At 72.0% G+C, this 11,592-nt stretch carries 11 protein-coding genes; 4 read left to right on the top strand and 7 right to left on the bottom strand.

Annotated features, from left to right (window positions below; translation table 11 throughout):
- Window positions 1-80: 80 nt before the first annotated feature.
- The 7 genes from AB0I79_RS40935 to AB0I79_RS40905 all read right to left on the bottom strand — a co-directional run bounded on the left by AB0I79_RS40935 (window position 81) and on the right by AB0I79_RS40905 (window position 7,419).
- Window positions 81-2,165 carry a beta-galactosidase gene (locus AB0I79_RS40935; RefSeq protein WP_357885296.1) on the bottom strand — a complete coding sequence of 695 codons (2,085 nt, stop codon included), beginning with the start codon at window positions 2,163-2,165 and terminating at the stop codon, window positions 81-83.
- 11 nt (window positions 2,166-2,176) lie between these two features.
- Window positions 2,177-3,106, bottom strand: a complete 930-nt coding sequence (locus AB0I79_RS40930) for a carbohydrate ABC transporter permease (protein ID WP_357885294.1) — start codon at window positions 3,104-3,106, stop codon at window positions 2,177-2,179.
- A complete protein-coding gene (locus AB0I79_RS40925; protein ID WP_357885292.1) occupies window positions 3,103-3,987 on the bottom strand; it encodes a sugar ABC transporter permease in 885 nt (294 codons plus the stop codon). Before AB0I79_RS40925 ends, AB0I79_RS40930 begins: the two co-directional genes overlap by 4 nt.
- A complete protein-coding gene (locus AB0I79_RS40920) occupies window positions 3,984-5,345 on the bottom strand; it encodes a sugar ABC transporter substrate-binding protein (protein ID WP_357885290.1) in 1,362 nt (453 codons plus the stop codon). Before AB0I79_RS40920 ends, AB0I79_RS40925 begins: the two co-directional genes overlap by 4 nt.
- On the bottom strand, window positions 5,342-6,367 hold the full coding sequence (locus AB0I79_RS40915; protein ID WP_357885288.1) for a LacI family DNA-binding transcriptional regulator: 1,026 nt from the start codon (window positions 6,365-6,367) through the stop codon (window positions 5,342-5,344). The genes AB0I79_RS40920 and AB0I79_RS40915 overlap by 4 nt, the downstream gene beginning before the upstream one ends.
- Window positions 6,368-6,510: 143 nt before the next feature.
- Complete coding sequence (locus AB0I79_RS40910) at window positions 6,511-6,717, bottom strand: hypothetical protein (RefSeq protein ID WP_357885286.1); 207 nt, start codon at window positions 6,715-6,717, stop codon at window positions 6,511-6,513.
- A 204-nt stretch (window positions 6,718-6,921) separates the two neighbouring features.
- Entirely contained in the window at window positions 6,922-7,419 is a 498-nt protein-coding gene (locus tag AB0I79_RS40905) for a MarR family transcriptional regulator (protein ID WP_357885284.1), read from the bottom strand.
- A gap of 69 nt (window positions 7,420-7,488) precedes the next feature.
- Between AB0I79_RS40905 and AB0I79_RS40900 the strand changes: the two genes are divergently transcribed.
- From AB0I79_RS40900 to AB0I79_RS40885, 4 genes are all read left to right on the top strand, one after another.
- A complete protein-coding gene (locus AB0I79_RS40900) occupies window positions 7,489-8,823 on the top strand; it encodes an FAD-dependent monooxygenase (protein ID WP_357885282.1) in 1,335 nt (444 codons plus the stop codon).
- Between the two features lie 113 nt (window positions 8,824-8,936).
- Complete coding sequence (locus AB0I79_RS40895; RefSeq protein WP_357885280.1) at window positions 8,937-9,791, top strand: aldo/keto reductase; 855 nt, start codon at window positions 8,937-8,939, stop codon at window positions 9,789-9,791.
- 142 nt (window positions 9,792-9,933) lie between these two features.
- Window positions 9,934-10,452, top strand: coding sequence for a SigE family RNA polymerase sigma factor (locus tag AB0I79_RS40890; protein ID WP_357885278.1), 519 nt, complete (start codon window positions 9,934-9,936; stop codon window positions 10,450-10,452).
- On the top strand, window positions 10,449-11,549 hold the full coding sequence (locus tag AB0I79_RS40885; RefSeq protein ID WP_357885276.1) for a hypothetical protein: 1,101 nt from the start codon (window positions 10,449-10,451) through the stop codon (window positions 11,547-11,549). Before AB0I79_RS40890 ends, AB0I79_RS40885 begins: the two co-directional genes overlap by 4 nt.
- Window positions 11,550-11,592: the final 43 nt, after the last annotated feature.

Below are 11,592 nucleotides of genomic sequence, written 5' to 3'. Positions count from 1 at the left end.
GGCGGGCGAGGCCCGACCACGTGGCGCGGCGCTCGGGCAGGCCGCCACGCTCTGCGCGGCGAGCGCCGGCACGGGTGCGCCTACGCCTCTACCAGCACGCGCACGTCCCACGGGCCGAGCCGCAGCTCCGTCCCGGCGGCGTGTTCGCCGCCGCCGAGGACGTCGCGGGCGGCGACGGGGACGGGCACGGCCGCCTCCTGCCAGCTCCAGTTGTGCAGGAAGCGCAGCCGCCGTCCGTCCCGCGCGGTCGCGCCGGTGGAGGTGACGCCGGCCGGGACCCGGTGCCACGGGCCGGGGTCGGGAGCCAGCCACCGGAACAGGGCCTCCCCGAACGAGGGGTTCGGGAGGGTGCCGACGCAGGTGACGCGGCCCGCGCCGTGCGCCCGGGTGGTGACGGCGGCGAAGCGGCCGAAGTGCGGGTGCTCGTAGGAGGCCAGCACGTCGGCGCCGTCGGCCTGCAGGCCGTCGGCCCAGCGGGTGCCGGCCCAGGCGGCGGCGCCCTCCGGCGGCGTGAGCGGTGAGCCGTCCATCGCCCGCACCGGCAGGTCGGCGTCGAGGTTGCTGAACTCGTCGTACCAGGCCCCCGCCGCCTCCGCGAGCCGCGCGGGCTGCACGTCGCGCCGGGCCCGCGCCTCGTGGTCGGCGTACGCGGTGCGCGGCCCGAGCACGAGGTGGCCGCCCGCGGCCGCGTACGCCTGGAGCCAGTCGAGGGTGGCGTCGTCGGCCACGTAGAGACCGGCGGCCACCAGCACCGGGTGCCGGCGCGCCACCGTCGAGGGGTCCTCGGCGACGGCCTGCCCGGCGTGCACCACGCGTGCCTGCAGGCCGGCGTCGAACGCGCCGCGGTAGAAGGTGTCGAAGACGGCCTCGTACGAGCGCCGGTCGGGCCCGCCGTCCGGCGCCTGGAGCGGCGGCTGCGCGGCCAGCGCCCACTTGCTGGGGTGGGAGTACAGCAGCGCGACGTCCCCGTCCGGGGTCAGGCCCTCGACCAGGTCGCCGGCCTGCTCCAGCTCGGCGCCGATGCGGGCGATCTCCCGGTAGGTGCGCCCGGGCCGGCCGCTGTGCGGCAGCACGCCGCCCCAGTACGTCTCGGCGCCGAACACCAGCGTCCGCCACTGCCAGTACTCGATCATGGAGGCGCCGCGGGAGACGAGCGCCCAGGCGGCCTGCCGCCACTGCCCGTCGTAGGCGGGCTGGTTGACCCAGGGCGCACCGATGGCCTGCGCGTTGGTCTCGGTGACGAGGAACGGCTCCTGCCGGGAGGAGTACATCCGGTCGGCCACCCGGTAGAACGCCCACGTGTCGCGGGTGCGCCAGTCCTGCGTGGCGTGCGGCCTGGCGGGCAGGGCGAGCCCGTCCTGCATCGCGTAGTACGGGTTCCCGGCGGCCACGTCGAGGCCGGCGGTCAGCTCGTCGTCGGCGACCGCGGGCCGGTCGTAGGCGATGCAGGTGGTGACGAACTGCTCGGGGCGGGCGTACTCGCGCACGATGCCGGCCTGCCAGCCGATGAACTCCGTCACCTGGTCGGCCTGGAAGCGACGCCACGCCTGCTCGTACTGGGGCTGGGCGTTGCCGTCGGGGGTCCACAGGTCGGCCCAGGTGGACAGCCGGTGCGACCAGTAGACCAGGCCCCACTCCTCGTTCAGCGTCTCCACGTCGCCGTACTGCCGCCGCAGCCAGTCGGTGAAGCGCTGGAAGATGCCGTGGTTGTGCAGCAGGTGCAGGCCCGGCTCGTTGTCCACCTGGTAGCCGATGATCGACGGATGCCCGGCGTACCGCTCGACGACCTTGCGGATGACGCGCTCGGCGTGGAACAGGAAGGCCGGGTGGGTGAAGTCCATCTCCTGGCGCGCGCCCCAGCCGATGCGCCGCCCGGTCTCGCGCTCCCCCGCGATCTCCGGGTAGAGGCGGGTCAGCCACGGCGGCGCCGCGTACGTCGGCGTGCCCAGGATGACGCCGATGCCACGCTCGTGCGCGCCGTCGAGCGTGGGCTGCAGCCAGTCCAGGTTGAACCGGCCGTTCTCGGGCTCCCAGGTGGACCAGACCGACTCGCCCACCCGGATCACGGAGAAGCGGGCCTCGGCCATCAGGTCCAGATCTGTCTTCAGCAGCTCGCTGGGATGGTACTCGGGGTAGTAGGCGGCGCCGAAGAGCACTCGCGACACGGATGATCCTTTCATTGTTTGACCCCGCCTGCGGCCAGCCCGCTCTGCCAGTACCGCTGCAGCAGCAGGAACGCCACGACCAGCGGGATGATCGACAGGAGCGAGCCGGTGACGACGAGGGGGATGACGTCGCCGCTGCCGCCGGCGACCGTGGCCTGCCCGGCCCAGTTGGCCAGGCCCACGGTGACCGGGTACAGCGACGGGTTGCTGAGCATGATCAGCGGCAGGAAGTAGTTGTTCCAGGTGGCCACGAGCGTGAACAGCAGCACGGTGACGAACCCGGGCGCCAGCAGCCGCATGACCACCTGCCAGAAGATCCGCAGCTCGCCCGCGCCGTCGATGCGGGCGGCCTCCAGGAGGCTGTCGGGCACGGCGTCCTCGGCGTAGACGCGCATGAGGTACAGGCCGAACGGGTTCACCAGCGACGGCAGGATGATCGCCCACGGCGTGTTGACCAGCCCGATCTGCGCGAAGATCAGGTACGTGGGGATGGCCAGCGCCGTGCTCGGCACCATGATCGCGCCGAGCACGAGGCCGAACAGCGCCTTGTTGCCGCGGAAGCCGAACTTGGCGAACCCGTAGCCGCCCAGCGCGCACAGCAGCGCCGCGCCGCCCGCGCTGACGACCGCGTAGAGCGCGGTGTTGAGCAGCCACCGGCCGTACACGCCGTCCTCGGCGGCGAACACGTCGCCGATGTTGCCGGCGAGCGCGAAGTCGTCGGCGAACCAGAGCCCGAAGCTGGAGAACAGGTCCCCGGTGGTCTTCGTGGCCGCCACCAGCAGCCAGAACAGCGGCAGCAGGAAGTAGACGAGGAACGCCAGCATGCCGAGGGTCAGCAGCGGGCTGCGCCGCCGGCCGGGCGGCGTGCTCGCGGTGCTCGTGGCCCGCGTCGCGGACCCGGCCGCGGACGCGGACGCGGACGTGGTCACGGGGGTGGTCATGTCCGCCTCCGGGTGAGGGCGAGCTGGACGGTGTAGGAGACCGCGACGATGACCAGGCCGAGCAGGAACGACACCGCCGCCGCGTAGTTGAGGTCCTGGCTGGTGAAGGCCAGCGAGTAGGCGTACAGGTTGGGGGTGTAGGCGCTGTCGATGACGCTCGGGGCCAGGCGCTGCATGAGCTGCGGCTCGTTGAAGAGCTGGAAGCTGCCGATGACCGAGAAGATCAGCGCCATCATCAGGGCGGGCCGCAGCGCCGGGATCTTCACGCTCCACGCGGTGCGCCAGGCGCCGGCGCCGTCCACGGCCGCCGCCTCGTACAGCTCGGAGGGGATGGCACGCAGCGCCGCGTACAGGATGATCATGTTGTAGCCGGCGAACTCCCAGGTCACGATGTTGGCCAGGGAGCCGAGCATGAGGTCGCCGCCGAGCAGGTTGGGGGCGGGCAGGCCGAGCGTGCCGGCGAGCTGGGCGATCGGGCCGAACTCGGGGCCGTACAGGTAGCCCCACATGAGCGCGGCGACCACGCTGGGCACCGCGTACGGCACGAAGATGCCCAGCCGGATGAAGCGCGACAGCCAGAGCATGCCGCTGTCCAGCGCGAGCGCGAACAGCAGCCCGAGCAGCAGCATGAGCGGCACCTGGACGAGGAAGAACTCGGCCACCCGCAGCACGCCGCCGAGCAGCCGCTCGTCGGTCAGCGCGCGCACGTAGTTGTCGAGGCCGACGAACGTGGTGCCGCCGATGAGCTGCTCCCTGAACAGGCTCAGGTATCCGGCGTAGGCCAGCGGCACCACCAGCATGGCCACGAACACGATCATGAAGGGCGCGATGAACAGGTATCCCGCGGCCGACCTCCGCGGGGCGGTCCGGGTGCTCGTCACTGGGCGACCTTGAAGCCCTGGCTCTCGGCGTACGTGGTGATCCGCTGCTGCCACTGGTCGAGCGCGGCCGGGGTGTCGCTCTTGTCGGCCAGGGACTTGCCGACGGTCTCGTCCCAGTCGTTGACCGTCTGGTCCAGGAACGGCGGCCAGCCGAAGCCCTTGTCCACGGTGTCGCTGATCCCGGCGAAGACCTGGTTGACGGTCTGGCCGCCGTAGAACTCGGGCTTCTGCTCGGCGAACGACGCGTCGTTCAGCAGCGCCTTCGTCGGCGGGAACAGGAACTGCTCGGTCGCCATCATCTTGGTCGACTCGGGGTCGGTGTTGAGGAACTCGGCGAACTTGGCCGCGGCGATCGGGTTCTTCGTGGTCTTGATGACGGCGCTGGTGGAGCCGCCCCAGTTGCCGGACTTGTTCTCGCCCGCCGTCCACTGCGGCAGGGGCGCCGCCCGCCACTTGCCGCTGGTGTCCTTGGCGTTGCCGGCCAGGAACACCGGGCCCCAGGCCGCGGTCAGCCAGGTGGCGTACTTGCCCTTGTTGAGCGCCTGGTACCACTGGTCGGTGAAGTCGGGGTCGGTGGAGACCACGCCTTCCTTGACGAGCCCGCCCCAGTACGTGCCGAGCTTCTTGGAGACCTCGTCGTTAACGCTAACATCGATGTCCTGCGCGCTCGCCATCCGGAACGGTTTGCCGCCCGCCTGCCACAGCAGGCCCATCCAGGCGCCGTTCTGGTTGGAGGCCAGGTTGGTCAGGTAGACGCCGGGGTCGGCGGCGTGCAGCTTGCGGGCGGCGGCGGCGAACTCGTCCCACGTCTTCGGCGGCTGGATGCCGTGCTTGTCGAAGATGTCCTTGCGATACAGCATGCCCATCGGGCCGGTGTCCTGCGGGATCGCCCACACCTCGCCGTTCTTGCCCGCGACCTGGTCCCACGTCCAGTCCACGAACTTGTCCTTCAGCGCCTCGGCGCCGTAGGGCCGCAGGTCGAGCAGGCTGTCGATGATGGTGAAGGTCGGGATGTACTGGAACTCGATCTGCACGACGTCGGGGGCGCCGCTGCCGGCCTTCAGCGCGGTGCGCAGCTTGGTGTACTGGGGCTCGCCCTGCCCGGCGTTGACCACCTTGACCTTGATCGCCGGGTACTTCTTCTCGAACAGCGCCACCTCCTTGCCGATGTCCGGCACCCAGGTCCAGAACGTCAGCTCCGTGGGCGTCTGCATGGCCTTGTCGATGTCGGCCTGGCTGACGGCGGCGGCGGGCGGCTGGTCGGCTGCCGGCTGGGCGCCGCCGCCACCGCCGCAGCCGGCGAGGAACAGGGTCGCCGCGGCCGCCGCGGCGAGCCACCGGGTGCGTGTCATGGTCATGTCTTCTCCTTGGGGGGTCGGGTGGACTGACGCTTGACCAGGTGCGTGGTCGGGAGATCGGGCGCGGACGCGCCGGGGCGGCCCTCGATGCGCTCGACGAGCAGCGCGAGGCCCTGGGCCACGGACGCCGCGAAGTCCTGCCGGATGGTGGTCAGGGGCGGCGACAGGTACGCGGCGGCCGGGATGTCGTCCATCCCGATGACGCTCACCTGCTCGGGCACCGCGCGGCCGGCCTCGGCCAGGGCGCGCAGCACGCCGATCGCCATGTCGTCGTTGGCCACGAACACCGCCGTGACCTCCGGATCCGCCGCGAGGACCCGGCCGGCCGCGTAGCCGGAGGCAGGCGTCCAGTCGCCTTCGAGCATCGGCGGCTCGGGGGCGCCGGCCGCGGCCAGGGCCGCGCGCCAGCCGCGCACGCGCTCCCGCGAGGCCCACCACCGCCCGGGGCCCGCGACGTGCCACACGGTGGCGTGGCCGAGGCCGAGCAGGTGCTCGGTGGCCTCGCGGCCCGCGTCCACGTTGGACGGGCTGTTGATGATCACGTCGGGGCCCGCGAGCCCGGGCAGCGGCCCCAGGCTGAGCACCGGCACGCCGGGCTCGATGCGCAACTGCTCGCCGACGTCGATCGGCTCGGACAGCACGATGCCGTCCACGCCCTGCTCCAGCAGCGACTCCACGGCCCTGGCCACGCCGCTGTCGTCGCCTTCGAGGGTGTTCACCACGCTGAAGGCGTAACCGATCGCCCTGGCCCGCCGCTCCAGCTCGATGAGCTGCGAGGCGGGGCCGTACAGGGTGCTGCCGAGCGAGACCACGCCGATGCGGTGGAAGCGGCCCAGGTTGAGCGCGCGGGCCGCCGTGTTGCGGCGGTAGCCGAGCTCGCGCGCCGCCGCGAGGACCCGCTCGCGGATCTCGTCGCTCACGTACGGCTCGCCGTTCATCACGCGCGAGACCGTCTTCTGCGACACCCCGGCCAGCCTGGCGACGTCCGTGCTGCCAGGAGGCCTGCGTCTGGTCTCGGACATGCGCAGCTCCTCGCGTCTGACTACGTAGTCAGCGGTGGCTAGTACTGTGCTTGCCCGGTGACACGATTGTCAAGGGCACGTTTCCGGCCGCCGCCATGCTCGCGAGGGCCGCTCACCGTCCGGGTCCGCCGATCAGGGGCGCCTCACAGCCACGCGGACTCGCCCCATCCCCGCTCGGCGCGTCGCAGGCGGATCGCGAAGCAGCCGGCTCTGAGGCGTTCGCGCTGCGCGGCGAGATCGTGGCGGATCCTCCGCCCCGCGGCCTCGATGCGCCTGGAGTCGGCCCGGATGTCGCGCGCCTGGAGCAGGAGCCTCTCCGCGGCGGCACGCACCTCCGTCACCCGCTCCACGAGACTGGGACCTTCGGCGCGCCGGGCAGCCGGATCACGACCCATGGTCTGCATCGCGCCACGCCCTTCCCTCGCCCGGGGACCCGCTGGAGCCACCTCCACCATCGCCCGCCGACGCCGCGCCGGTCAGGTCAGGCGACGAACCGCTCAGCCGCCGTTCGGCCGGAAAACGAAAGGGCGGGCCGATCGCGGGACGACCGGCCCTCAGCCGCGCGGCCCCCGCCGTCCCTGTTTCGCCGGCTCGGCGCGGACGCGTTCGAGGTGCCGCTCGTACAGCTCCCGGGAACGGCGCAGGAAGAGCCGCACCCGCTCCAGCTCGGCGGCGCCGAACTCCGCCATCACCGCCTCCCCCTCGGTGGCGATGGGCCCGTACAGCTCCCACGTCCTCGCGGCCGCCTCCTCGGTGATCCGCACGACGACCTTGCGCCGGTCGGACGGGTCCGGCGAGCGGGTGAGGTAGCCCAGCTTCTCCAGCCGGTCGAGCATCGCGGTGACGCTGCCCGTGGTCAGGCCGAGCGCCGGGCCGAGGACGCTGGGCGTGACCGGGCCCTGGGTGCCCAGGATCTCCAGGCAGCGCAGGTCGGTGCGGTTCACGCCGAGGAAGATCGCGGCGGCCTCGTCGTAGGCGTCCACCGCCGCCTGCATGTGCTGCATCTCCTGAGCGACGGCGGCCCTCAGCTCACCCAGCTTTTCACTTGACATTCAAGCTTCTCGCCTTTCAAGATAAATATGTCTCGACCATCAAGATACATGACCTTCAAGGAGACTTCCATGCACGTCATCGTGATCGGTGCGGGCACCGGCGGCATGTGCCTGGCTCACGGCCTGCGGCGGGCCGGCGTGTCGGTCGCCGTCTACGAACGCGACCGCACCCGGGCCGACAACCTGTACGGCTACCGCGTCGGCATCGACTCCGCGGGCAACCGGGCCCTGCGCGCGTGCCTGCCGCCCGAGCTGTTCGACACCTTCGTCGCCACCTGCGCCCGCGCTCCCCGCCACTTCAACGTCCTGACCGAGAAGCGCGACGTCACCGCCTCGTTCCCGCTGCGGCCCGACGACGACCCCGTCAACAGCGAGCGCTCGGTCTCCCGGATGACGCTGCGCCAGATCCTGCTGACGGGGATGGAGGACGTGGTCCACTTCGGCAAGGAGTTCACCCGCTACGAGCGCCACGGCGACGGCACCGTCACCGCCCACTTCGCCGACGGCACCAGCGCGACGGGCGACCTGCTGGTGGCCGCCGACGGCACCGGCTCCCGCGTGCGCCGCCAGTACCTGCCGCACGCCAGGATCGAGGACTCCGGCATCGTGGCCATCTCCGCCAAGGTGCCGGTCACCGAGGAGACCCGGGCCCTGCTCACGCCCGAGATGTTCCACGGGATCTCCTCGGTGTTCGCCCCCGGCGGCCTGTTCTGCATCTGGCACGTGATGGAGTTCAAGTGGGACCGGGACGGCGGGCTCAAGCACGGCGTGGGCGGCAACGAGCGGGAGCTGATCGAGCGCTGGCCCGGCCTGCTCTACGACAACACCCGCGACTACATCAACTGGGGCCTGTCGGCCGCGGCCCGCAAGTTCCCCGCCGGCGTCATGCGGATGGGGGGCAAGGAGCTGGTGGAGGTGGCCCTCGGCATGACGCAGGGCTGGCACCCCGATCTGCGCAGGCTGTTCGCGCTGGCGGAGCCGGAGACCTGCTTCCCCGTCAACATCCGCACCTCCGTGCCCGTCGAGCCGTGGCGGAGCACGAACGTCACCCTGCTCGGCGACGCCATCCACACCATGACACCGGGCCAGGGCGTCGGTGCCAACACCGCGCTGCGCGACGCCATGCTGCTGTGCCGGGAGCTCACCAGCGGCAAGCAGGTCCTCGACGCCGTGGCCGCGTACGAGCGGGAGATGATCCCGTACGGCTTCGCCCGCGTGCGGGACTCGCTGGCCCGCATGGACGGCGACGCCGCCATCCACAAGCCGGTCATCGGCCGCGCGGTGCTGGCGATGACGCGCGCCTACTTCGGGGTGACCGGCCGGGTCCCGGCACTCAAGCGCAAGTTCGTCGACGACCTCTACACCTACCGCGGCGCCGACGAGCACATCTCGGGCGGCAGGTGAGCCCGGCACCCGCGCTGGCCAGGTCCAGCGTGTCAACCGTTTGACAGATGAGCGGGATTTCGGTTGACCTGGAGTGCGCTCCAGGAGCCAGGCTGGGTCCCATGCACAACACCATGACAACGCGCACCATCGGCGACCGGCCGGTCGGAGCCATCGGGCTCGGGGCCATGCCCATGTCGGTGGCCGGTCACATGCCGGACGAGGAGCAGTCGATCAGGACGATCCACGCCGCCCTCGACGCCGGCATCACCCTGATCGACACGGCCGACGCCTACACGCCGTCCCACGAGGACGTCGGCCACAACGAGCGGCTGGTGGCCCGGGCCCTGTCCCTGTGGGGCGGCGACACCGGCGCGGTGCTGGTCGCGACCAAGGGCGGGCACACCCGCACGCCCGGCGGCTGGGACGTGGACGGCAGCCCGGCGTACCTGCGGGCGGCCTGTGACCGCTCGCTGAAGGCGCTCGGGGTGGACAGCATCGGCCTCTACCAGCACCACCGGCCCGACCCGAAGGTGCCGTACGAGGAGACGATCGGGGCGCTGAAGGAGCTGCACGACGCGGGCAAGATCCAGTTCGCGGGCATCTCGAACGCCAACCCGGAGCAGATCAGGCTCGCCCACGACATCCTGGGCGAGCGCCTGGTGAGCGTGCAGAACGAGTACTCGCCGCGGTTCCGCTCCAGCGAGCCGGAGATCGACGTGTGCGCCGAGCTCGGGCTGGCCTTCCTGCCGTGGTCGCCGCTCGGCGGCATCGGCCGCACCGGCGAGCTGCGCGAGCTCAACGCCGCCTTCACCGAGATCGCCGACGCCCACGGCGTCACCCCGCAGCAGGTCTGCCTGGCCTGGGAGCTGGCCCGCAGCCCGGTCGTCATCCCGATCCCCGGCGCCAGCCGCCCGGAGACCATCGTCGACTCGGCCGCCGCCGCCTCCCTGGAGCTGAGCCAGGAGGAGCTCGCCCGCCTCGGGTGACAGCCCGCCGGTCAACGCCGCCCGGGCCGGGGACACCGGCCCGGGCGGCCGTGCCTGCCGGCATCCGCCGGTCCCCTTCCGGCTGCCGGGTACAACCTTTCGTCCCGCGGGTGGCGTTGGCAACGGGCGAGAGGAGATCACATTGGACCGTCATGACGGCTTCCGCGAGTTCGTGCTCGCCCGCCAGCAAGCGCTGATGCGGACGGCGTACCTGCTCACGGGAGACGCCCATCTCGCCGAGGACCTGCTGCAGAGCGTCCTGATCAAGGTCGTGGGGCAGTGGGCCAAACTGGCCAGGGACGGCAGTCCCGAGGCCTACACCCGCAAGGCGCTGGTCAACCAGTACATCTCCTGGCGGCGCAGGCCGCGCCCCGAGCTGCCGAGCGCCGACGTGCCCGAGCGGGCCGCCTCCTCCGACGAGGCCGCGCTCGACCGCATCGTGCTGCGCCAGGCGCTGGCCAAGCTGGGCCCCAAGCAGCGCGCCGTGATCGTGCTGCGGTTCTGGGAGGACCTGACCGAGGCGCAGACGGCGGAGGTGCTGGGCTGCTCCATCGGCAACGTCAAGAGCCAGACGCATCACGCGCTGGCCCGGCTGCGTACGATCGCTCCCGAGCTGGCGCACCTGCTGAACGACCCCGAGATCGCGGAGGTGACCCGATGACGCGGCTGCGCTCGGCTCTCGACGGCATCGCCGCCGAAGCACCCCAGGTGAACCTGCTGGACGCGGCCATCGCCGGGCACCGGCGCCGGCGGCGGGCCACGATCGCGCTGGCCGCCGCCGCGACGGCGGCCGTGGTGGGGCTGACCAGCGCCGCCGTGGCGTTGCCGTGGCGGTGGGGCGCCGCCCCTCCCGTACCGCAGCAGACGGCCGTGGTGCCCGACCTGCCCGGAGGGAACGTGGGGGTGCTGAGCCACGCGTACCGCACGCCGTGCAAGAGGGTCGCCGAGCCGCGCGGCATCGACTGCGACGACGTGGAGTGGCGGGTCGTCACGGCAGCGGGGAAGACGTACCGGGTGCCGCAGGCGCTCGTCCACACCGCCGGCAACCACGACGCTCCCGTCGCGCTCAGCCGGGACGGGCACACGTTCGCGTACTACAGCAGGCAGGCCCAGGCGCACGTGGTGCGCGACATGGTGACCGGGGCAGAGGTGACCGTGCCGCTGCCGGAGGAGGAGATCGAGGTCGGCTCCATGCTGGCGGTGTCCGACGGCGGCCGTTACCTGGTCTTCGACCCGCGGGAGGGCACCAGGTACCCGGGCCGGCTCATCGACACGCGGACCGGGAAGCGCACCACGATCAACGGCAAGTACGAGCCGGTCACCATCAAGGACGGCGTGGTCCAGTGGATCCGCTACATCAAGACGGACCTGTGGTTCATGCCGGTCGCCGGGGGCGGCAAGCCGGTGCGGTTCGACGGCAGGTTCATCGCGCCCAGCGAGCTCGCCCCGGACGGGCGCACGGTGGTCGCGATCGACGGCGAGGACGTCCGTGCCGCGAGGCCGATGCTCACCGTGCTCGACGTCAAGACCGGGCGGACCGGCCGGCAGGTCGCGGTCAGCGGGCTGCCCTCGAACCGCGGCATCGTCCACCCCACCCGCTGGCACAACGCGACGGAGGTCGAGGTCAGGTACTCCGGCAAGGGCGGCTGGGCGCTCTACGCCGTGAACGTCGGGACGGGGAAGGCCCGGCTGCTGAAGAAGTACGGCGAGGTCGCGAGCCTGACCCTCCCGGGGGAGGCGGCGGGCGTCCTCCCCTGACCTCCACCGCCGCAGGGTGGCCGGCAACGGGCGTCCTGCCCTG

This window comes from Nonomuraea sp. NPDC050202 (assembly GCF_040656115.1).
Taxonomy (GTDB): domain Bacteria; phylum Actinomycetota; class Actinomycetes; order Streptosporangiales; family Streptosporangiaceae; genus Nonomuraea.
The sequence above is the reverse complement of the archived record's forward strand: the minus strand, read 5'-3'. Positions and strand labels throughout refer to the sequence as shown.